The following is a 21,665-nucleotide window of genomic DNA, read 5'->3' on the forward strand; positions in this document are numbered from 1 at the left end:
TTCAGGCCACCGACGAGAGCGGCTGGCCGCCGCCGTCGTGGTGGATGGGGGTGTGGGCCCCGGTGAGCGGGGCGCCGCTGCCGCCGCGCCGGACCGCGACGATCTCGGCCGCGATGGACAGGGCCGTCTCCTGCGGCGTACGGGCTCCGAGGTCCAGGCCGATCGGCGAGTGCAGCCGCACCAGTTCGCGCTCGGAGACCCCGGCCTCGCGGAGCCGTTCGTTGCGCTCCAGGTGGGTGCGGCGCGAGCCCATCGCGCCGACGTAGGCGACCGGCAGGCGCAGCGCGGCCTCCAGCAGCGGCACGTCGAACTTGGCGTCGTGGGTGAGGACGCAGAGTACGGTGCGTGCGTCGGTGGCGGTCCGGGCGAGGTAGCGGTGGGGCCATTCGACGACGATCTCGTCGGCCTGCGGAAAGCGCTCCGCGGTGGCGAAGACCGGCCGGGCGTCACAGACGGTGACCCGGTAGCCGAGGAACTTCCCGGCCTCTACCAGCGCGGCCGCGAAGTCGATGGCGCCGAACACGATCATGCGCGGCGGTGGCACGCTGGATTCGACCAGGAGCTGGAGGGGCCGGCCGCAGCGGGAGCCCTCCGCACCGATGACGAGCGGCCCGGTGCGCCCCGCGTCCAGCAGGGCGCGGGCCTCCGCGGCGGCCGTCCGGTCGAGTGCCGGATGGCCGCCGAGCCCGCCTTCGTGGCCGCCGTCGGCGTGGACCAGCAGCGGAAGTCCGAGCATGTCGTCGGGCCCGTCCGTGATCCGCGCGAGCGCGGCCGCCGCCCCTGCGGCGGCGGCCGCGAGCGCCGCGGCGAACACCGGGCGGGCAGGGTCCTCCGCCCGCACCGGTGTGACCAGGATGTCGATGACGCCGCCGCAGGTCAGGCCGACCGCGAAGGCGTCCTCGTCGCTGTAGCCGAAGCGCTCGCGGACGGTCTGCCCGTCCCTCAGCGCCTGTTGGCAGAGTTCGTAGACAGCGCCCTCCACGCATCCGCCGGAGACCGACCCGATGACGGTGCCGTCGCGGTCGACGGCGAGGGCGGCGCCGGGCTGCCGGGGCGCGCTGCCGCCGACGGCCACCACGGTGGCGACGGCGAACGCGCGACCCTGCGAGACCCACCGGTGCAGGTCCTCGGCGATGTCCAGCATGGGGTGTCTCCTTTGGCGAAGAGGGCCGGGGGGTCAGTGGACGCCCAGCCAGCTTTCGATCGGGTTGAGGGCGAAGAAGACGATGAAGACGGCCGTCAGCCCCCACATGAAGGCCCCGACCTCGCGGGCCCGGCCCTGGGCGAGCTTGATGGCGGAGTAGGCGACGACGCCCGCGGCGACGCCGGTGGTGATGGTGTAGGTGAAGGGCATCAGGACCACGGTCAGGAAGACCGGAATGGCGACGGAGCGGTCGCTCCAGTCCACGTGCCGGGCGTTCTGCATCATCATCGCGCCGATGACGACGAGGGCGGCGGAGGCCACCTCCGCGGGCACGATCGCGGTGAGCGGGGTGAAGAAGAGGCAGGCGGCGAAGAACAGGCCGGTGACGGCGGAGGCGAGCCCCGTCCTGGCCCCCTCGCCGACGCCGGTGGCCGACTCGACGAAGACCGTCTGTCCTGAGCCAGAGGCGACGCCGCCGATGACGCCGCCTGCGCCGTCGACGAACAGCGCCTTGGACAGGCCCGGCATGCGGCCCTTCTCGTCGGCGAGCCCGGCCTCCGTGCCGACGCCGATGATGGTGGCCATCGCGTCGAAGAAGCCTGCCAGCACAAGGGTGAAGACGATCATGCCGACGGTGATCACGCCGACATCGCCCCAGCCGCCGAACTCGACGTTGCCGAAGAGGGAGAAGTCGGGGGCGGAGACCGCGCTGCCCTCCAGGGCGGGCGGGCCGCTGCTCCAGTCCTTCGGGTCGATGTCGGCGATCGCGTTGACGGTGAGGGCCGCCAGGGTGCCGACGACGATGCCGATCAGGATCGCCCCGGGGACGTTGCGCGCCTGGAGCATGAAGATGAGCAGCAGCGTCACGCAGAAGACCAGGACGGGCCAGCCGGCGAGCTCCCCGGCCGGGCCGAGGGAGACGGGGGTCGCCTGGCCCTGGTGGACGAACCCGGCCTTGTAGAGGCCGATGAGGGCGATGAAGAGCCCGATGCCCATGGTGATGCCGTGCTTGAGGGCGAGCGGGATCGCGTTCATGATCATTTCACGGAGGCCGGTGACCACGAGGAGGCAGATCACCACACCGTAGATCACGCACATGCCCATGGCCTGCGGCCAGGTCATGTTGGGCGCGACCTGCGAGGCGAGCACCCCGGAGACGCTGAGTCCGGCGGCGAGCGCCAGGGGCACCTTGCCGACGAACCCCATGAGCAGGGTCGTCGCGGCGGCCGCGAAGGCGGTCGCGGTGATCAGCCCGCTCTGGGAGAGGACATCGCCGGCGGCGTCCTCTCCACCGAGGATCAGCGGGTTGAGCAGGAGGATGTACGCCATGGCCATGAAGGTCGTGACGCCGCCGCGCACTTCGCGCGCGACGGTGGACCCCCGGTCGGATATGTGGAAGTAGCGGTCGAGCCATGATCTTCCGGCGGGGACGCGCGAGCCGGGGCCCGCGGCCTCCGCGCTGGTCTTCGGTTCCACTGACTGCTGGGTCATGATGCCTGACTCCCAAGGTTCACAGGGGCACCCGCGTGGAGATTGCTGACTGCGGGATTTGGGATGACTGCGTCGGCCGCACGACCCGGGGACGGCCGGGACGGACTGGGGAAGCAGGTACGGGGTGTGCCGAAGGGCACGGGTGTCCGTGAGGCGCTGCTGTGCGGGGGGGGGGTGCGGTGCGGGACCGCGGGGGTGCGGTGCTCGGTGTCTTCGGACGGTGCGACGGGCCGAGGGGTGTCACGTGACCCGGCTCGGCGCACCGCCCGGAGAGGGCGGGGGGACCGCGGGGAGACCGCCGGGCGACGTCCGGTGGGAGGCCGCCCGGCGGGCTCTCAGACGCCGGTGATGTGCTCGGGGCGCACCGGCGTCCGGGTGAGCTCCAGCCCGGTCGCGTTCCGGATCGCCGCGAGGACGGCCGGAGTGGACGACAGGGTGGGGGCCTCGCCGATGCCGCGCAGCCCGTACGGGGCGTGGTCGTCGGCGAGTTCGAGCACGTCGACCGGGATGGCCGGCGTGTCGAGGATCGTGGGGATCAGGTAGTCCGTGAAGGAGGGGTTGCGCACCTTCGCGGTTCTGGGGTCGACGATGATCTCTTCCATCACCGCGACGCCGAGGCCCTGGGTGGTTCCGCCCTGGATCTGGCCGACCACGGAGAGCGGGTTGAGGGCCTTGCCGACGTCCTGGGCGCAGGCCAGCTCGATGACCTTGACCAGGCCCAGTTCGGTGTCGACCTCGACGACGGCCCGGTGCGCGGCGAAGGAGTACTGGACGTGGCCGTTGCCCTGCCCGGTGCGCAGGTCGAACGCCTCTGTGGGCCGGTGGCGCCACTCCAGCTCGATGTCGACCGCCTCGCCCTCCAGGACGTCCGCGATGTCGGCGAGCACCTCGCCGCCGTCGGTGACGACCTTGCCGCCCTCCAGGAGGAGCTCGGCGGTGGCCCAGGCGGGGTGGTGGGCGCCGAGCCTGGCGCGGCCGATCTCCAGGACCTTCTCCCGTACGGCTTCGCAGGAGTTCTTGACCGCGCCGCCGGTGACGTAGGTCTGGCGGGAGGCGGAGGTGGAACCGGCGGAGCCGACCTGGGTGTCGGCGGGGTGGATGGTGACCTGGCTGACGCCCAGCTCCGTGCGGGCGATCTGGGCGTGGACGGTGACGCCGCCCTGGCCGACCTCGGCCATCGCGGTGTGCACGGTGACGACCGGTTCGCCGTTGATGACCTCCATCCGGACACGGGCGGTGGAGTAGTCGTCGAAGCCCTCGGAGAAGCCGACGTTCTTCAGGCCGACCGCGTAGCCGACGCCGCGCACGACACCTTCCCCGTGGGTCGTGTTGGAGAGGCCGCCGGGCAGCGCCCGGACGTCGACGGAGGCGCCGGCGCTGCCCGCCGCCAGCCACTGCTGCTCGGGCGGCAGCGGCCGGGACTTGACCCTGCGCAGCAGCTCGGCGACCGGGGCCGGCGAGTCGCAGGGCTGGCCGGTGGGCAGCAGGGTGCCCTGTTCCATGGCGTTGAGCTGCCGCAGCTCCACCGGGTCCATGTCCAGCTCGGCGGCGAGCTTGTCCATCTGGGCCTCGTAGGCGAAACACGCCTGGACCGCGCCGAAACCGCGCATCGCGCCGCAGGGGGGATTGTTGGTGTAGAGGGCGAGCGCTTCGATGTCGACGTTCTCGACGGCGTACGGGCCGACCGCGAGCGAGGAGGCGTTGCCGACGACCGCCGGGGAGGCGGAGGCGTAGGCGCCGCCGTCCAGGACGATGCGGCACTTCATGTGCGTGAGCTTGCCGTCCCTGGTCGCGCCGTGCTCGTAGGAGAGCTTCGCGGGGTGCCGGTGGACGTGGCCGAAGAAGGACTCGAACCGGTTGTAGACCATCTTGACGGGCTTGCCGGTGCGGAGCGCCAGCAAGCAGGCGTGGATCTGCATGGACAGGTCCTCGCGGCCGCCGAAGGCCCCGCCGACGCCGGAGAGCGTCATCCGGACCTTCTCCTCCGGCAGGCCGAGGACGGGGGCGATCTGGCGGAGGTCGGAGTGCAGCCACTGGGTGGCGACGTACAGCTCGACGCCGCCGTCCTCCGAGGGCACCGCGAGGCCGGACTCGGGGCCGAGGAAGGCCTGGTCCTGCATGCCGAAGGTGTACTCGCCCCGCACGACGACGTCGGCGCGCGAGGCGGCCGCTTCGGCGTCGCCGCGGATGATCGGCTGGCGGTGGACGATGTTGGGGTGCGGGACGTGGCCGCTGTGGTGGTCGTCGCGGCCCGCGTGGATCAGCACCGCGTCGGGGGCGGTCGCGGAGGCCTCGTCCGTGATGAGCGGCAGCTCGGCGTAGTCGATCCGGATCTTCGCGGCCGCCCGGCGGGCGGTCTCCGGGTGATCGGCGGCGACCAGGGCGACCGGCTCGCCGTGGTGGCGGACCTTGCCGTGGGCGAGCACCGGAGTGTCCTGGATCTCCAGGCCGTAGTTCTTCGTCTCTGCGGGCAGGTCGTCGTAGGTCAGCACCGCGTGGACGCCGGGCGTCGCCAGTGCCTCGGTGATGTCGATGGAGCGGATCTCCGCGTGCGCCACGGTGGAGCGGAGCGTGTGGCCCCACAGCATGTCCTCGTGCCACATGTCGGAGGAGTACGCGAACTCTCCGGTGACCTTCAGGGTGCCGTCGGGGCGCAGCGTCGACTCGCCGATGCCTCCCTTGGCGGTCGAGCCCTGGGTGATCTTGGTGGGGGCGCCGGCCGGCCCGGCAGCGGGCTTCGGGTGCGTCGTCATGACTGGACCGCCTCTTCCTGACGGGCGGCCGCGAGGCGGACCGCGTCGAGGATCTTCTCGTAGCCCGTGCAGCGGCACAGGTTGCCGGAGAGCGCCTCGCGGATGTCCTGGTCGGACGGTGAGGGGCTCTGTTCGAGGAGCTCGTCGGCGGCGACCAGCAGACCGGGGGTGCAGAACCCGCACTGGACGGCTCCGGCGTCGATGAACGCCTGCTGGATCACGGACAGCTCGGCGGTCTCGCCGGCCCGGCCGTCGGCGGGCTTGGCCTGCCAGCGCCGGGCGGCGTCCAGCGGGGTGCCGCAAGCGCCCGAGGCGCAGCCGCCGCCGGGGTGGGCGTCCTGGCGGTGCTTGGCGTAGTCGGCCAGGCCCTCGACGGTGACGACCTCCCGCCCCTCTGCCTGGCCGGCGGCGACCAGGCACGAGCAGACGGGGACGCCGTCCAGGCGGACCGTGCAGGACCCGCACTCGCCCTGCTCGCAGGCGTTCTTGGACCCGGGCAGGCCCATGCGCTCGCGCAGGACGTACAAGAGGGACTCGCCCTCCCACACGTCGTCGGCTTCCTGCTGACGGCCGTTGACCGTGAAATTGACTCGCATGGTTACGCAGCTCCTTCCAGCGTGCGGCCCGCGCCGCGGTACTGCTCCCAGGTCCAGCCGAGCGTGCGGCGGGCCATGATGCCGACGGCGTGCCTGCGGTACGCCGCCGTGCCGCGCACGTCGTCGATCGGGTTGCAGGCGCCGGACGCGAGGGCGGCGAACTGCTTGGCGATCGAGGGGGTGATGATCTTGCCGCTCTCCCAGAACCCGCCGTCCTCCAGCGCGGCGTTCAGGAAGTCCTCGGCCTCCCGGGCCCTGATCGGGGTCGGGGCGGCGGAGCCGATTCCGGTGCGCACGGTGCGCGTCTCGGGGTGCAGTGCGAGACCGAACGCGCAGACGGCGATGACCATCGCGTTGCGGGTGCCGACCTTGGAGTACTGCTGGGGCCCGTCGGCCTTGCGAATGTGCACGGCGCGGATCAGCTCGTCCGGCTCCAGGGCGTTGCGCTTGACGCCCGTGTAGAAGGCGTCGATGGGAATCAGCCGCGTGCCGCGTACGGACGCGGCCTCGACCTCGGCGCCGGCGGCGAGCAGCGCCGGGTGGGCGTCACCGGCGGGCGACGCGGTCCCGAGGTTGCCGCCGACGCCGCCGCGGTTGCGGATCTGCGGGGAGGCGACGGTGTGCGAGGCGAGCGCCAGACCGGGCAGCTCGGCCCGCAGGTGCTCCATGATGCCGCTGTACGGCACGGAGGCGCCGAGCCGCACGCTCTCCTGGCCCACCTCCCATGCGGACAGCTCACCGATGCGGTTCAGGTCCAGGAGGTATGCGGGCCGCCGGTGGTCGAAGTTGATCTCGACCATCACATCGGTGCCGCCCGCGATGGGCACGGCCGTGGGGTGCTCGGCCTTGGCGGCGAGCGCCTCCTCCCAGCTGGCGGGGCGAAGGAAGTCCATGAGTGGCTCTCTTCTTCTCAATCGGTCGTTCGCTGGGGCTGGGGACGGCCGGCCCTCGACTGGCTCGTACGGGTCGTTCATACGGTGTTCACGTGGTGTGTGGCCCAGTACACAAGCCACGCTCCCGCCGGTGCAGTCACCGAAACACTGAAGGAGTTGGCTGGTCCCCGTCCTCGTCTTGTAGATTCGAACGAATGGCGGGAACCGGTGGCCTCACCGCACTCCACAGGTACCCCCTGGCCTCACGGGCTCCCCCGCCCGCGCACTGCTTCACCCGCGTACCTTGCCCTCCACCCACTCCCCCACCCACCTTCCTCATCCACCCGGTCCATCACCCACGGAAAGAACGGCGGCGACGACATGCGGCTGCGCGCACTGCTGGAGACCGACGCGCTGGGCCTGCGGCTGCTCGGCGGCGAGAGCGAGCTGGACCGCACGGTCCGGGGCGTCATGACGACCGATCTGCGCGACCCCAGCCGCTATCTCTCCGGGGGCGAGCTGGTGCTGACGGGCCTCGCCTGGCACCGGGGGGCGGCGGACTCGGAGCCGTTCGTGCGGATTCTGGCGGGGGCCGGGGTGGCCGGGCTCGCGGCCGGTGAGGCGGAGCTCGGCGACGTGCCCGCGGATCTGGTCGAGGCGTGCGTACGGCACCGGCTCCCGCTCTTCGCCGTGCACGAGACCGTGGCGTTCGCCGCGATCACCGAGCACGTCGTGCGCCAGGTGTCCGGCGAACGGGCGGGCGATCTGGCGGCCGTGGTGGACCGGCACCGCCGGCTGATGACCTCGGGACCGGCGGGCGGCGGCCCCGAGGTCGTCCTGGACCTCCTCACCTCCGACCTGGACCTGCGGGCCTGGGTCCTGTCCCCCACCGGCCGCCAGATCGCCGGGGCGGGCGAGCCGCTGCCGGGGCCGCTGGGCGCGGCGCTGGCCGGGCGCCATCTGGCGGCGACCCGGACGGGCAGGCGGGGGCCGCACCGGGCAGCGGTCGCGGGCAGGACGTACGCGCTCTTCCCGATCCGCACCACCGGCAGGGGCGCGGCCCCGGCCGCCCGCGACGCGCGGGAGTCGGTCCTGTCAGACTGGCTGCTGGCCGTAGAGGCGGACGCCTCGGACTGGCCCGCCGCACGGCTCGACCTGCTCCAGGGCGTCACCCAGTTGATCGCGGTCGAACGCGACCGGCGGGACGCGGCCCGCACGGTGCGCCGCCGGCTCGCCCAGGAGGTGCTGGAACTGGTCCAGGCGGGCGCCGCGCCGGCCGAGATCGCGGCCCGGCTGCGGGTCGCCGCCCCGGTCCTGCTGCCGGGCGTCGGCGGGACCCCGCAGTGGCAGGTCGTGGTGGCCCGGGTCGACTGGGACACACCGGCCGGACCCACCGCGTCGGGCCCTGCGGGCTCGACGGGCCCGGCGGGCTCTTCCGGCGGCGACGCGGGCGGCCCCCTCGCCCAGGCCCTGCTGGAGGAGATCCTCGTCGACCCGGCGGTCGGCGGCCCCGACTCCGCGGACCGGATCGCCGTCGCGCACACGGGCGAGGAGGCCATCGCGCTGGTCCCGCTGCCCGCCGCCCCGGCCCCGGGCGCTCCGCTCCCCCCGGCCGCGGCTGTCGAGGACACGGGCCAGGGGGTGAAGAAGCGCGCGAAGGGCGCTCTCCCGGCCGAAGCCGACGGCGGGGCCGCCACGGAGCTCGGGAACCCGGCGCTGCACGCCGACGCGCTGCTCGCCTCCGTGCGGGAACCCCTCTCGGAGGGCCTCGCCGACGACGGCCGGCTGACCCTCGGTGTCAGCGCGGCGGTGTATTCGGCCGACGGGCTGCGCGGGGCGCTGGAGGAGGCCCGGCACGCCCGCCGGGTGGCGGCGGCCCGCCCGGGGCGGGTCTGCGCGGCCGGTCATCACGAGCTGGCCTCGCATGTGCTGCTGCTGCCGTTCGTCCCCGACGACGTGCGGCGCGCCTTCACCGCGCGGCTGCTGGACCCGCTGCGCGACTACGACCGGCGCCACCGTGCGGAGCTGATCGAGACGCTGGAGGCGTTCTTGGACTGCGACGGCTCCTGGACGCGCTGCGCTGCCCGGCTGCATCTGCACGTCAACACGCTGCGCTATCGCGTCGGACGAATCGAGCAGTTGACGGGGCGGGACCTTTCCCGCCTGGAGGACAAGCTCGACTTCTTCCTCGCCCTGCGCATGAGCTGATCCCCCGGCCCACCCAGGCCCTTTTCGGACCCGGTCGCACTCCCACCGATTGTGAAATATTTCACCTGACATGGTCCGGACCCCTTGGCCCGGCGTGCCAATCCGTGCTGAGATGCGGCCGTACCCAACAGCACAATGGCGCGCTCGGGGAGGGCAATGTGGCGCATACCGCCATGTCTGGTTCCGGAACGACAGCAGATGACGATCCGCCGCTCCAGACAGCGGTATGGCGGCTGCGATCACGCGCCTGCTGGCTGGACGCGGCCGCCCTGCTGGAGCCGCACGCGGCGACCGATCCCGCGGCGGCGCTCCAGCGCACCGCCCTGCTGACTGAACGGTGCCTCTACACCGGCCAGGGCTGGACCGACGCCGAGGACGCGCTGCGCACGGCGGAGGCCATCGCGCGCACCGACGACGAGCGCGGCGCGGCCGCGTGCGAACGGGGGCACCTCGCGTACGCCTCGACGCTCCTGGCGAACCGGGACCGGGCCGACGAGGCGAGCGTCGCACTGAGCCGGGCGGCCGCGCTGCTGGCCCCGACATCGCCGGCGCGACCGCTGCTCGACTTCCGGCGTGGGCTGATCGCCCAGAACATCGCGGACTCGCCGCAGTCGGCGCGCGCCGCCTTCCGCCGGTCGCACGCCGGTGCGACCACCCGGGGCGACCGCCTGCTGCTCTCCTCCACCTGGCGGCATCTGGCCGCGCTGGCCCTGCATGAGGGCGAGTTGGCGGAGGCCAGGCACGGTTTCTCGGAGTCGCTGCGCATCCGGGAGGAGCTGGGCTTCCTGGTCGGCACGGCCCCGGCGCTGATCTCCCTCGCCGACGCCGAGCCGGAACCGGAGGCAGCCCGGCTGCGCGCGGAAGCCGGACGGCTGTTCCGCCTCCTGGGCGGCGTGCCCACCTGGCTGGCCCCGCGCCTCGGCCCTCCGGCCCAGCGCGCCGCGGGGGCGAGCTGAGCGAAGGGCGCCGGGCGGGGGCGGCGAGCGGCGTGTGACGGCCGGGCGGGGGCGGAACGGCGGGCCGCCCCCACGGCCAGGGCGGCGGCCGTCACCCTTGCCACACGCCCCGCGGCGGCCTTCGCGTCATCCCCGCCGCCGCTCCTCCGGGCGCGGGGCGGTCATGACCGCGCGGTGCGGCACGCCCTGTCCGCCGGGTCGCGGGGCGCGCCCCCCGGCCCCGGCCCGCGCGCCGGCCGGGGCCGGGACACGCGGGGTGCGCCGGAGATCCGCGCCGGACGCGCACCCCGACGCACGCGCCCCTCCCGCCTCCTGAGATCCTCCGCCTGCCGCGGGCCGACTCGCGTATGCCCCGTCTCGTGTGCACGATAGAAGGAAGAGGCTGCAGTCCAAACATCGATGACGTCGGGTAAGGTTAGCCTTACCTGCAAACGATCCCGATTCGGTGGTCCCTGCATGACCCTCTCCCCGCCGTTCACCAATGCCGCGACGTCCCCCGTGACCGCTGCGTACGGACGTCTGGCCCAGGTCTTCCCCGGCCTGCGCGCCGATGTGCTCGACGCCGACGCCCCCGCACCGTCCGGCGCGGGCTGGGTCGGCGCGGCCGAGCTGGCGGCGGGCGGAGCGGCCGTGGACGCCTTCCTGGCCTGGGACGACGCGCAGGTGCTGCGCGACTACGGACAGCAGGCCCGCCCGGACGTGGTGGCCAGCCTCGGCCTGCACCGGTACGCGTGGCCCGCCTGCCTGCTGGTGACCGTGCCCTGGTTCCTGGAACGCCGGGTGCCGCGCATCCCGGTCCAGGACGTCGCCTTCCAGCGGGCGCTGGGCCATCTGACCGTCAGGGTCGGGGAGTTCGCATGCCTGCCGCACGATCCGGCAGCCGCGCTGCCCGGCGCTCGCGTCGTCGACGACGAGGCAGCGCTGCGGGCCGAGGTCCTGGCCTCGCTCACCGAGCACCTCGGTCCCGTGCTGGAGGGGTTCGGCCCGCGCATGCGGCGCGGAAAGCGGGCGCTGTGGGGGATGGCGACGGACGAGATCGTCGAGGGCCTCTGGTACATCGCGCACCTGCTGGGCGAGGAGCGACGCGCAATGGCCGAGCTGGAGCTGCTGCTCCCCGGCACGACGAAGCCGTACGTCGGCGCCGCCGGCTTCCGGGAGCTGACCGGGCCCGACGGCCGGCCGCTGCCGACCCGGGACCGGGCGAGCTGCTGCCTCTTCTACACCCTGCGCCCCGAGGACACCTGTGTCACCTGTCCGCGCACCTGTGACACCGACCGGGTGCGGAAGCTCGCGGCGGCTTCCTGATCCACACCGCCCGTCCGGATGACGTGGATGCGAACGTTTCCCAGTGCATCCGTACGAGGGTACGAGAAGATTCCACCCATCGATATCCTCTGCCACCCCCATGGCGTGCTCTTGTCCCGAAAGCCCCGGAGCCGGACGGGAATTCCGTCACGATGGCGCACGAAACGCCCTACGTGACGCAAGGGACCGCGCATGAGACTGACCGACATATCGCTTGACTGGCTGCTTCCGGGCGCCGTGCTGCTCGTGGGAGTCATGGCGGCGGTGACGGTGGTCGCACGCGGCAAGCGCGCCGCCGGCAAGGCCGCGGCCGACGACTCCTGGGAGCGCAGCGAGGAACGCCGCAGGCGCAAGGAAGCGCTGTACGCCACCGCCTCGTACGTCCTGCTGTTCTGCTGCGCGGCGGTCGCCGCCGCGCTCTCCTTCCACGGGCTCGTCGGCTTCGGTCGGCAGAACCTGAGCCTCAGCGGAGGCTGGGAGTACCTGGTCCCGTTCGGGCTGGACGGCGCCGCGATGTTCTGTTCCGTGCTGGCCGTGCGGGAGGCGAGCCACGGCGACGCGGCGCTCGGTTCCAGGCTGCTCGTGTGGACGTTCGCCGGGGCTGCCGCCTGGTTCAACTGGGTGCACGCCCCCCGGGGCCTGGACCACGCGGGCGCTCCGCACTTCTTCGCGGGGATGTCCCTCTCGGCCGCGGTGCTCTTCGACAGGGCGCTGAAGCAGACCCGCCGCGCCGCGCTGCGCGAGCAGGGCCTGGTGCCCCGCCCGTTGCCGCAGATCCGGATCGTCCGCTGGCTGCGGGCTCCGCGGGAGACCTTCGGCGCCTGGTCGCTGATGCTCCTGGAGGGCGTCCGCACGCTGGACGAGGCGGTGGACGAGGTGCGGGAGGACCGCAGGGAACGCGAGCAGGACCGGCTGCGCAGACGGGACCAGGAGAAGCTGGACCGGGCCCGTATCAAAGCCCTGAACCGGCAGAACCGGGCCTGGGGGCGCGGCGGCCGACTCGGGCGCCAGGTGGACGCGCCGGCACTCGCGCCAGCGGCGGGCTCCGGGCCGCCGGCCGCCGTGGAGCCTGCCATAGCGGAGCCGGGACAGCTGCCTCTGCGCCCCCGGCCATCCCTCCAAGCCGTCGGGCCCAAGCAGCCTGCGGACGGTCCGAGCGCGAAGGGCCAGGGCGCCCGCACCCAGGGAAGTGACCCCCGGACGGTCGACCTGACCGCGGAGGACGACACACAGGCGCTTCCCCGGCTCGACTCCCTGGAACAGAAGCTCAAGGATCTGGAGCAGCAGTTCGGCTGAGTGGGCGGGCCCCCGGGGGNGGCCCGCCCACTCAGCGGCACGCGGTTCAGGGCCGGAGGCCGTGCAGTTCGAACCAGACCACCTTGCCGAGGGCTCGTGCCTCCACGCCCCAGGCGTCGGCCAGGCTCCGGACCAGGATCAGGCCCCTGCCGTGCGTACCGTCGTCGGCGTTCGGTACGTACGGCGCGGGGAGGTCCGCCGCGAAGTCCTGAACCCCCACCCGCAGGGCGGTGGCCGTCGCCGTGGCCGTGACCACGGCGCCGTGCCGGGTGTGGATCAGTGCGTTGGTCACCAGCTCGCTCACCAGCAGCTCCGCCACGTCGATCTGCTCCGGCCCGCAGCGGTGTAGGAGCAGCTCCCGCAGCTCGCGACGCACGTCGCCCACCGCCGACCGTTCCGTGTGGCCCACCCTGCGGTGCATCAGGGGCGACGGCGACATCGCCCCGGGTCTCCGGCCACGGGGGACGCGTCCCTCAGCGACCCCGGCCCCTTCCTGACTTCTGGTCATCTCCCCCGCCCGCACAGCGCACCGACCTCCTCCGGTCCGGCTGTCCGTCGAACAGCCTCACGGCATGCATGCCCCTGTACGCGCACGGCCACGCTTGGTGACTCGTCAATAAGTGAACGGTCGGGAGCGGCGAGGGGCGCACGGTATTCCGCCACCCGCGCACGCCGTCACCGCGTGGGCGCAGCTTCCGCCGGCTCCGCACGGCCCGCGCCCCGTCGCGATGGGCCCGGGATCGAAGCCCTCAGGGGCGCGGCAGGTTACGCAGGTTGGAGCGGGCCATCTGGACCATCCGGCCCACTCCGCCGTCCAGCACGATCTTGCTGGCAGAGAGCGCGAAGCCGGTGACCATGTCAGCGCTGATCTTCGGCGGAATGGAGAGCGCGTTCGGGTCGGTGACCACGTCGACGAGCGCGGGGCCCTTGTGCTTGAAGGCGTCCCTCAGCGCGCTCTGCACCTGCTTGGGTTCCTCCACGCGTACGCCCCAGGCGCCGGCCGCGCGGGCGATGGCGGCGAAGTCGGGGTTCTTGTTGGTCGTCCCGTAGGACGGGAGCCCCGCGACCAGCATCTCCAACTCGACCATGCCGAGGGAGGAGTTGTTGAACACCACCACCTTCACGGGCAGGTCGTACTGCACCAGGGTGAGGAAGTCGCCCATCAGCATGGAGAACCCGCCGTCTCCGCACATGGCGACGGTCTGCCGGTTCCGGTCGGTGAACTGGGCCCCGATCGCCTGCGGCAGGGCGTTGGCCATCGAGCCGTGGGTGAACGAACCGATCACCCGGCGCTTGCCGTTGGGCGTCAGATAGCGCGCCGCCCAGACGTTGTTCATCCCCGTGTCCACGGTGAACACCGCGTCCTCCGCGGCGACCTCGTCCAGGACGGACGCGACGTACTCGGGATGGATCGGGGTGTGCTTCTCGACGTTGCGGGTGTACGCCTTGACCACGCCCTCCAGGGCGTTCGCGTGCTTCTTCAGCATCCGGTCGAGGAACCTGCGGTCGGTCTTCGGCTTCACCCGGGGCGTCAGGCAGCGCAGCGTCTCCCGGACATCGCCCCAGACCGCGAGGTCCAGCTTGGAGCGGCGGCCCAGGTGCTCGGGGCGCACGTCGACCTGGACGATCTTCACGTCGTCGGGGAGGAAGGCGTTGTACGGGAAGTCGGTGCCGAGCAGGATGAGCAGGTCGCACTCGTGGGTCGCCTCGTAGGCCGCTCCGTATCCGAGCAGCCCGCTCATCCCGACGTCGTACGGGTTGTCGTACTGAATCCACTCCTTGCCGCGCAGGGCGTGGCCGACCGGCGACTTGGCCTTCGCGGCGAACTCCATCACCTCGGCGTGCGCCCCGGCCGTGCCGCTGCCGCAGAACAGGGTCACCCGTTCGGCCTCGTCCACCATCCGGCAGAGCTGGTCGATCTCGTCGTCGCCGGGGCGGACGGTGGGCCGCGCCGTGACCAGCGCGTGTTCGACGGTCTTCTCGGGCGCAGGCCGGGAGGCGATGTCGCCGGGCATCGAGACGACGCTGACGCCGCCGCGCCCGATCGCGTGCTGGACGGCCGTCTGGAGCAGCCGCGGCATCTGCTCCGGGTTGGAGATCATCTCGTTGTAGTGGCTGCACTCCTGGAACAGCAGCTCGGGGTGGGTCTCCTGGAAGTAGCCGAGGCCGATCTCGCTGGAAGGGATGTGCGAGGCGAGCGCCAGCACCGGCGCCATGGAGCGGTGCGCGTCGTAGAGGCCGTTGACCAAGTGGAGGTTGCCCGGTCCGCACGAGCCGGCGCAGGCCGCCAGCGAGCCGGTGACCTGCGCCTCCGCTCCGGCGGCGAAGGCAGCGGTCTCCTCGTGGCGGACGTGCACCCAGTCGATGGCGGAGTTGCGCCGGATGGCGTCCACGACCGGGTTCAGGCTGTCGCCGACGACACCGTACAGACGTTTGACGCCTGCCCTCACGAGGATGTCGACGAACTGCTCCGCCACGTTCTGCTTGGCCATGGCCGCGCACCTTCCTTGCCCGTGCTCCCTGCACTTCGGCTGTCCGGACTCCGGAGTCCGCATCCATCGAGCGGCCGGGCTCCGAGGTCCATCAACCCACGGCGCGCCCGGTCACGCCTCCCAGACGGCGGCGGCCGTGCGATCGTCGGCGTACCCCTTGACCCGGAGTTGCACGTCGGCGAGGAAGGCGGGCAGTCCGGGCGGCCCGCCGGTCCCCCAGCGCCGTGCGAGCTCCTCCGGGAGCGCCGGCTCGCCGCGCATCGGCTCGGCGAGCCCGGCGCCACACAGGAGCAGCATGTCGCCGGGGCGCGCCACGGAGGCCCGGAACCGGAAGAGTTCGGCGGGCCGGGGAGTGCGGCTGCCGCCGTCCGGCGCCGGCACCACCGTGATCGGAGCATCCGGGGCCGGCCGGGCCTCACGAGGCTTCTCCTTCCGTCCGGGCGACGGCTGCGGGGCGCCCCCTTCCTCGCCCAGGGGCTCCAGGTCCTGCCAGAGGCCGTCGCGGAGCCGGAAGAGCCCGCCGCCTCCGGTGCCGAAGAAGACCCGGGTGCGGCAGTCGGGGTCTGCGGAGAGCAGCAGACAGCGCAGGCTCGCGGTGTACGCGGCGGGGGCCACGCCCCCCGCGGCGGCGCGGGCGCGCAGCTTGCCGTACGTACGGTCGGTGAGCCGGTGCAGCCCGGACCTGAGGGCGTCGCGCCGGCCGGCCCTTATGTCCGCGGAGAGCCGGGCGTGGCTGCGGGCGACGGACCCGCCGATCCACCGGCACGCGTCGGCCGCCGCCAGGTGCGCCGCCTCCCCGGCCCGCGTCCCTCCGGCGACGGCGACGAGGACGAGGGCGCTCTCCGCGTCTCCGAAGCGCGCGGTGAGCAGCGCGTCGCGCCGGGGCTCACCGCGGAAGCGGGCCAAGTCGCCCCGTACGGAAGCGGCGCGCAGCGTGTACGTCCCGTACCGGGCGCCGTCCAGCACGGTGTCGGGGGCCAGCCCCTCCAGACTCTGCGAGGTGGCCGCGGGCAGCGCACCGGGATCGGCGTCGTAGGTGGGCGGCCGGTCCCCGAGGCGCCGGACGACGGGCCGTACGGGGGCCGTCGCATCCGCCGACGGGCCGGGGGCGTCGCCCGCCTCCACCGGCCCGGCGGGCCGGCCCGGCCCCGGCGCGGCGAACGTGCGCGGCCCGGGCGGCCCTGAGGGCGGCTCCCAGGGGGCGGGGAAGGCGACGGTGCGAGGGGCGGCGGGCCGTGCGGGGGCGGGCGGGCGCGGGGACGAGGCTGATCGCCGGCGGGCGGCAAGCGGTGGGGTGGACCCGCTCACGGGCTCGGGCACGGGTGCGGAAGCGGGCGCCGCGGGCTCGGGTCGCGGTACGGGCACGGACGCAGGCGACGGCTCCGGCTCGGACGCGGCCCGGGCTACGGGGCCGCCCGGGGGCGCCGCGGGCCGCGTGGGCTCCGGTGGACCGTACGCCTGTGCGGGCGAACTCCGGGGCGGGCCCTCGCGCTCCTCCGCGCACGCGCCGCGGGCGGACCCGCGCGCCGCGTCCCGGTGGTCGCCGCCCACCGTGTCGGACACGGAGTCGAAGCGGTCGTCGAGGCTGTCGGCAGCGCTGCCGGCGCCGGCGTCCGGGGCGGTCACGTCGTACAGCTTGCGCCACCACTCGTCCTCGTGGGCGGTGGGCTTCTCCCCCTGCTGACTCATGCCTCCATTGTTCACCGCCGGGGCCGCACGGAACGGGGCATCGGGAAAAGCGGCCTGGAGCCGGGGCCGCGGCGCTGCCGTGGCCGGTGCGAGCGCGGCGAGGGCGCGCACGGCGGCCGCCGCTCCGAGTGCCGTACACGATATCGGGCGCATCGCTCTCCCTGGGTCATTACGGAAGGAAGCGCATCAAGGAGCCTCATTCCGGAGGCCGTTGGAGCGGCGGTGGCTGAGCGTTCAGGGGCACGGGGGATGATGTGCACGGCGGGTTCACGCCGTGGCCCATTCCCGTCGCACGGGGGCCCGCAGGCAGGCACGCCGCGATGGGCGCTCATCACACCCGGGGAGGTCAAAGAATGCTGGGGGCCATAGGTCTCGACGAGAGACAGGAAGCCGTCTACCGCGTGCTCGTCGCGGCGGGGGCCGCTGAACTCACCGACCTCGCGCGCCGGCTGGCACTGCCGGAGACGGACGCCGAACGGGTGCTGCGACGGCTGGAGCAGCAGGGGCTGGCCGCCCGGTCCTCGGCCCGGCCGGGCCGCTGGGTGGCGGCTCCGCCGGGGGTGGCCCTGGGCGCGCTGCTGATCCAGCAGCGGCACGAACTGGAGCAGGCGGAGCGCGCGTCCGCGCTGCTCGCCGAGGAGTACCGGGCCGAGTCGGGCGAGCCGGCCGTGCACGACCTGGTGGAGGTCGTGACGGGGGCGAGCGCGGTCGCCCAGCGTTTCCACCAGTTGCGGCTGGGCGCGGTGTCCGAGGTGTGCGCTCTGGTCACCGGGGCGCCGATCGCGGTCACCGGGGCGGAAAACGAGGCCGAGGAGCGGGCCGCCTCGCGCGGGGTGGTCTGCCGGACGGTGGTCGAGCGCGAGGTTTTGTCTCTGCCGTCCGGCGTCCTGGAGCTGTCGGCCGCGCTGAGCCGCCACGAACAGTGCCGGGTCGTGGAGCGGGTGCCGACGAAGCTGGTCGTGGCCGACGGCAGCCTCGCGATGGTCCCGCTGTCCGGGCGCGGGGCGGAGCCCGCCGCGCTGGTGGTGCACGCGAGCGGGCTGCTGGAGTCGCTGACGGGGTTGTTCGAGGCCGTGTGGCGGGAGGCGATGCCGCTGCGGCTGGGCGAGCGCGGCGGGGCGCACGAGGTGGGGGCCGGCCCCGACCCGACCGATCTGGAGATCCTGTCGCTGCTGCTGGCGGGGTTCACGGACGCCAGCGTGGCCAAGCAGCTGGACCTGGGGCTGCGTACCGTGCAGCGCCGGGTGAAGGGGCTGATGGAGCTGACGGGGGTCTCGACGCGCCTCCAGCTGGGCTGGCAGGCGTACGAACGTGGCTGGGTGGCCCGTACCGCGCCCGCTTGAGCGCCGTGCCGCGTCCGGGAGGACCGCGCGGGACCGGGGTGCGCCGGCGGGCGGGGCGGTGCGCTCTCCGGCAGGCTGGTCGGATGAGTGTGTGGCAGCTCGTCGCCGTCGGCCTGGTCATCCTGCTGGGCCTGGTCGGCGTGCTGGCGCCGGGCGTCCCGGGCCAGGCGATCGTCTGGGCGGCGGTGCTGTGGTGGGCGTTGACGGACATGACGCCGACCGCGTGGGGCGTCCTGATCGGCGCGACGGCCCTGATGCTGCTGAACCAGGCCCTCAGGCCGCTGCTGCCGCCGCGTCGGCCGGATGAGTCGGGCGCGCCCCGCCGGACCCTGGTGATCGGCGGGGTCGCGGCGATCGCGGGGTTCTTCGCGGTGCCCGTGGTGGGCGGCGTCCTCGGGTACGTGGGGGCGGTCTTCGGTGCGGAGCGGCTGCGGCTGGGAAGCGCGGGCGCGGGATGGGCGTCGGTCCGTTCCGTGATGCGGGCCACGGGCTACGCGGTGCTGGTCGAGCTATTCGCCTGTCTGCTGGTGGCGGGGGCGTGGCTGGGCGCGGTGCTCTGGGGCTGACCCGCTCCGGGGGGCGGCGGCGGGGGCCGCGGGCCGGCCGGTCAGGCCCGGGGCCCCGCGGCGGCCGCTTCCAGGTGGCGTACGGCGTACGAGCGCCAGGGCCGCCACCGTCCGGCCCCCGGCGTCCCGTACGGGTCCACGTCCGGGTCGCCGAGCGCCCGCATCCGGATCAGCGCGGCGGTGCGCCGGCCTATCCCGGGCAGGGCCAGCAGCGTCCGCTCGGCCTCGTCCCGGTCGGCCCCCGCGTCCAGCCGCAGCCGCCCGTCGGCGAGCGCGGCGGCCAGGGAGCGCAGCACCGGGTCCTCGGCGGAGTCGGCGAGCGCGGCGGGCTCGGGGAACACGTGGGTGAGCCCGCCGCACGGCAGGTCCAGCGCCTTCCCGTACCGCTCCACCAGCTCCTCGGCCGCCCTGCGCCCCACCAGCGTCCGCACGGCGGCCTCGTCCGGGTCCGCCGCACCCGGTGAGCGCAGTCCGGGGCGGGCGGCGACCAGCGGGGCGAGCCGGGCGTCGGAGGCGAGGGCCTCGTCGGCGGCGTACGGGTCGGCGTCCAGGTCGAGGAGGCGACGCACGCGCTGAACGGCCGTGGTCAGGTCGCGCAGGTCGGTGAGGTGCATCCGGGCCTCCAGCCACGGGCCGGGGGACGCCTCCTCGACCGCGACGAGCCCGGCGCCGTACGGCAGCCGCAGGGTGCGCCGGTACGTCCGCCGCCCGGCCGGCCCCGCCATCTCCTCGACCCGGGCGACCGCCTCCCCGCCCAGCAGGTCGAACATGGCCGCGGCGGCGTACGGACCGCGGTGGGCGAGCCGCAGCGGAATGCCGGTCCGCGCGCTCTCGCGGCGTCTGCCGCCGAGTCCGGTCGCGGCCTCGGCGCGCAGCCCGCTGGGGGTGCGGGCGTAGATCCGCCGGATGGTGTCGTTGAACTGCCGCACGCTGGCGAAGCCGGCGGCGAAGGCGATCTCGGTGACCGGCAGTCCGGTGGTCTGGAGGAGCACCCGGGCGGTGTGGGCACGCTGGGCACGGGCGAGCGCCACGGGGCCTGCGCCCAGCTCGGCGTTGAGCTGGCGCTGGACCTGCCGGGCGCTGTATCCGAGCCGCCCGGCCAGTCCGGGGACGCCTTCGCGGTCCACCACGCCGTCGCCGATGAGGCGCATGGCCCGGCCGACGACGTCGGCGCGCGCGTTCCACTCGGCGGAGCCGGGCACCGCGTCCGGGCGGCAGCGGCGGCAGGCCCGGAAGCCGTCGGCCTGAGCCGCCGCCGCCGTGAGGTAGAAGCGCACGTTGGTGCGCTTGGGGGTGACGGCGGGGCAGCTCGGCCGGCAGTAGACGCCGGTGGTCACGACGGCGAAGAAGAACGCGCCGTCGAACCGCGCGTCGCGGCTGCTCACCGCCTCGTACCTGGTCCGTTCGTCCATCACACCGTCCAGTGTGCGGCAGCTCCCGCTGCCGCACTCGCGGTTTTCGGACGTCGAACCGGGCGTTTGGCGGCTACCGCACCCGGCCCCGCTTGGCCTCCATCGCCGCCCGCCCGAGCGCACCCTTGCGCTTCCAGTCCCGCAGCAGCTCGGAGCGCACCCGGGCATCGGTCTTGGCGACGATCCTCCGGTTCTCGCGGAGCAGCTTGCGGTAGCTGTCGAGGCGCCGCTCGGGCAGGCTGCCGTCGGCCAGCGCGCTCAGCACGGCGCACCCCGGTTCCGCCTCGTGCGCGCAGTCGTGGAAGCGGCACTCCGCGGCCAGCTCCTCGATCTCAAAGAACACCTCCCCCACCCCGGCCCCGGCGTCGTACAGGCCCACCCCGCGCAGTCCGGGGGTGTCGATGAGGACGCCCCCGTGCGGCAGGACGAGGAGGTTGCGGGTCGTGGTGGTGTGCCGGCCCTTGCCGTCGACGTCCCGGGCGGCCCGCACCTCCATCACGTCCCCGCCGAGCAGGGTGTTGGCCAGCGTGGACTTGCCCGCGCCGGAGATGCCGAGCAGCACGCTCGTACCACTGGAGACGACGGCGCCGAACACGTCGAGCCCCTCCCCCGTGGTGGAGCTGACGGGCAGCACCTGCACGCCGGGGGCGATGGCCTCGACGTCCTGGACCAGGTGGGACAGGGTGACGGCGTCGGGCACCAGGTCCGCCTTGGTGAGCAGCACGATCGGCTGCGGGCGGCACGCGTCGGAGCCGTTCCCCTCCCCCAGCAGCGCGGCGCCGCTGGAGCTGGAGAGGGCCAGCGCGAGGAAGCGCTCCAGACGCCCGAGGTCCAGTTCGACGGCGAGCGAGACGCAGATGGCGATGTGGTCGACGTTGGTGGCGAGGACCTGCCCCTCGGACCGCTGCGAGGAGGTCGAGCGGACGAAGGCGGTACGGCGCGGCAGCAGCGTACGGACGAACCGCGGGTCGCCGTCCGCGTCGACGGCCGCCCAGTCGCCGGTGCAGACGACCCGCATCGGGTCACGCGGCGCCACGAAGGCGGTGTCGGCGCGGACCGGGCCGTCAGCGGTGATCACGTCGCACTGACCGCGGTCCACCCGCACGACCCGCCCCGGCAGGAGCCCCTGCTCGGCGTACGGGGAGAAAGCGGCCGCCCAGTCCTCGTCCCAGCCGTACGGGGCCAGCGGGTGCGGGGAGGTGGGGGCCGGAAGAAACGAGAAAGACAAGGGAAACCCTTCACAGGGTGGCCCCGGCACGCGCGCTCGGCGCGGTGGATACGGATTGAGGGATCAGCCGGTGGCCACGGGGATGAGAACGATGCTCTTCTGGCGGGCAGTGCCCATCGCAACGACAGTCATCAATGTCCTCACCTCCTGATTCCCCTGGTCCCGGGCCGCAGGCGCGGTCGGCCTGCGGAACGGTGCCCACCCTAGCCCGGCCCCCGGGAGCGGCGTCAACAGGTTTTCTCCGACGTCCCGGTGCAGCGTGACGGAGGGTCCGACCGGACGTTTCACCGGAGTTACCCACGTCTTCCCTCGAT

General features: G+C 73.8%; 16 protein-coding genes. 6 read left to right on the forward strand and 10 right to left on the reverse strand.

The features are described from left to right. Position 1 precedes the first annotated feature (1 nt). The 5 genes from V9U70_RS17540 to V9U70_RS17560 form a co-directional block, all read right to left on the reverse strand. On the reverse strand, positions 2-1,144 hold the full coding sequence (locus V9U70_RS17540; protein WP_336676323.1) for an XdhC family protein: 1,143 nt from the start codon (positions 1,142-1,144) through the stop codon (positions 2-4). A gap of 33 nt (positions 1,145-1,177) precedes the next feature. After that, positions 1,178-2,635, reverse strand: a complete 1,458-nt coding sequence (locus V9U70_RS17545; RefSeq protein ID WP_336676324.1) for an NCS2 family permease — start codon at positions 2,633-2,635, stop codon at positions 1,178-1,180. A 335-nt stretch (positions 2,636-2,970) separates the two neighbouring features. After that, positions 2,971-5,388 (reverse strand): xanthine dehydrogenase family protein molybdopterin-binding subunit, encoded by a 2,418-nt coding sequence (locus V9U70_RS17550; protein WP_336676326.1) that lies wholly within the window; start codon positions 5,386-5,388, stop codon positions 2,971-2,973. After that, the gene (locus V9U70_RS17555) at positions 5,385-5,984 is read right to left on the reverse strand and encodes a (2Fe-2S)-binding protein (protein WP_336676327.1); all 600 of its coding nucleotides are present in this window, start codon (positions 5,982-5,984) and stop codon (positions 5,385-5,387) included. The genes V9U70_RS17550 and V9U70_RS17555 overlap by 4 nt, the downstream gene beginning before the upstream one ends. A 2-nt stretch (positions 5,985-5,986) precedes the next feature. After that, complete coding sequence (locus V9U70_RS17560; RefSeq protein WP_336676328.1) at positions 5,987-6,877, reverse strand: FAD binding domain-containing protein; 891 nt, start codon at positions 6,875-6,877, stop codon at positions 5,987-5,989. Positions 6,878-7,237: 360 nt separating this feature from the next. On the opposite strand from V9U70_RS17560, the gene V9U70_RS17565 reads away from it, so the two are divergent. The 4 genes from V9U70_RS17565 (at position 7,238) to V9U70_RS17580 (ending at position 12,621) form a co-directional block, all read left to right on the forward strand. Continuing rightward, positions 7,238-9,064 (forward strand): PucR family transcriptional regulator ligand-binding domain-containing protein, encoded by a 1,827-nt coding sequence (locus V9U70_RS17565; protein ID WP_336676329.1) that lies wholly within the window; start codon positions 7,238-7,240, stop codon positions 9,062-9,064. Between the two features lie 173 nt (positions 9,065-9,237). Further along, on the forward strand, positions 9,238-10,020 hold the full coding sequence (locus V9U70_RS17570) for a hypothetical protein (RefSeq protein WP_336676331.1): 783 nt from the start codon (positions 9,238-9,240) through the stop codon (positions 10,018-10,020). A 456-nt stretch (positions 10,021-10,476) separates the two neighbouring features. Continuing rightward, a complete protein-coding gene (locus V9U70_RS17575) occupies positions 10,477-11,325 on the forward strand; it encodes a (2Fe-2S)-binding protein (protein WP_336676332.1) in 849 nt (282 codons plus the stop codon). A 192-nt stretch (positions 11,326-11,517) separates the two neighbouring features. Next, positions 11,518-12,621 (forward strand): DUF2637 domain-containing protein, encoded by a 1,104-nt coding sequence (locus tag V9U70_RS17580; protein WP_336676334.1) that lies wholly within the window; start codon positions 11,518-11,520, stop codon positions 12,619-12,621. A 46-nt stretch (positions 12,622-12,667) separates the two neighbouring features. On the opposite strand, the gene V9U70_RS17585 is transcribed toward V9U70_RS17580, so the two are convergent. The 3 genes from V9U70_RS17585 to V9U70_RS17595 form a co-directional block, all read right to left on the reverse strand. Continuing rightward, on the reverse strand, positions 12,668-13,030 hold the full coding sequence (locus V9U70_RS17585) for an ATP-binding protein (RefSeq protein WP_419724001.1): 363 nt from the start codon (positions 13,028-13,030) through the stop codon (positions 12,668-12,670). A 340-nt stretch (positions 13,031-13,370) separates the two neighbouring features. Next, the gene (locus V9U70_RS17590) at positions 13,371-15,113 is read right to left on the reverse strand and encodes a pyruvate dehydrogenase (RefSeq protein ID WP_336676338.1); all 1,743 of its coding nucleotides are present in this window, start codon (positions 15,111-15,113) and stop codon (positions 13,371-13,373) included. Between the two features lie 111 nt (positions 15,114-15,224). Next, positions 15,225-16,802: a protein phosphatase 2C domain-containing protein gene (locus V9U70_RS17595; protein ID WP_336676340.1), complete on the reverse strand. Its 1,578-nt coding sequence runs from the start codon at positions 16,800-16,802 to the stop codon at positions 15,225-15,227. A gap of 353 nt (positions 16,803-17,155) precedes the next feature. Between V9U70_RS17595 and V9U70_RS17600 the strand changes: the two genes are divergently transcribed. Both V9U70_RS17600 and V9U70_RS17605 read left to right on the forward strand, forming a co-directional pair. Then, positions 17,156-18,145, forward strand: a complete 990-nt coding sequence (locus tag V9U70_RS17600) for a helix-turn-helix domain-containing protein (RefSeq protein WP_336676342.1) — start codon at positions 17,156-17,158, stop codon at positions 18,143-18,145. An 83-nt stretch (positions 18,146-18,228) separates the two neighbouring features. Continuing rightward, positions 18,229-18,711 carry a DUF456 domain-containing protein gene (locus V9U70_RS17605; RefSeq protein WP_336676343.1) on the forward strand — a complete coding sequence of 161 codons (483 nt, stop codon included), beginning with the start codon at positions 18,229-18,231 and terminating at the stop codon, positions 18,709-18,711. 41 nt (positions 18,712-18,752) lie between these two features. On the opposite strand, the gene V9U70_RS17610 is transcribed toward V9U70_RS17605, so the two are convergent. Then, entirely contained in the window at positions 18,753-20,123 is a 1,371-nt protein-coding gene (locus V9U70_RS17610; RefSeq protein ID WP_336676834.1) for a DNA-3-methyladenine glycosylase 2 family protein, read from the reverse strand. A 73-nt stretch (positions 20,124-20,196) separates the two neighbouring features. Continuing rightward, a complete protein-coding gene (rsgA, locus tag V9U70_RS17615) occupies positions 20,197-21,351 on the reverse strand; it encodes a ribosome small subunit-dependent GTPase A (RefSeq protein ID WP_336676345.1) in 1,155 nt (384 codons plus the stop codon). Positions 21,352-21,665: the final 314 nt, after the last annotated feature.

This window comes from Streptomyces pratensis (assembly GCF_037137275.1).
In the GTDB taxonomy this organism is placed as follows: Bacteria; Actinomycetota; Actinomycetes; order Streptomycetales; family Streptomycetaceae; genus Streptomyces; species Streptomyces pratensis_B.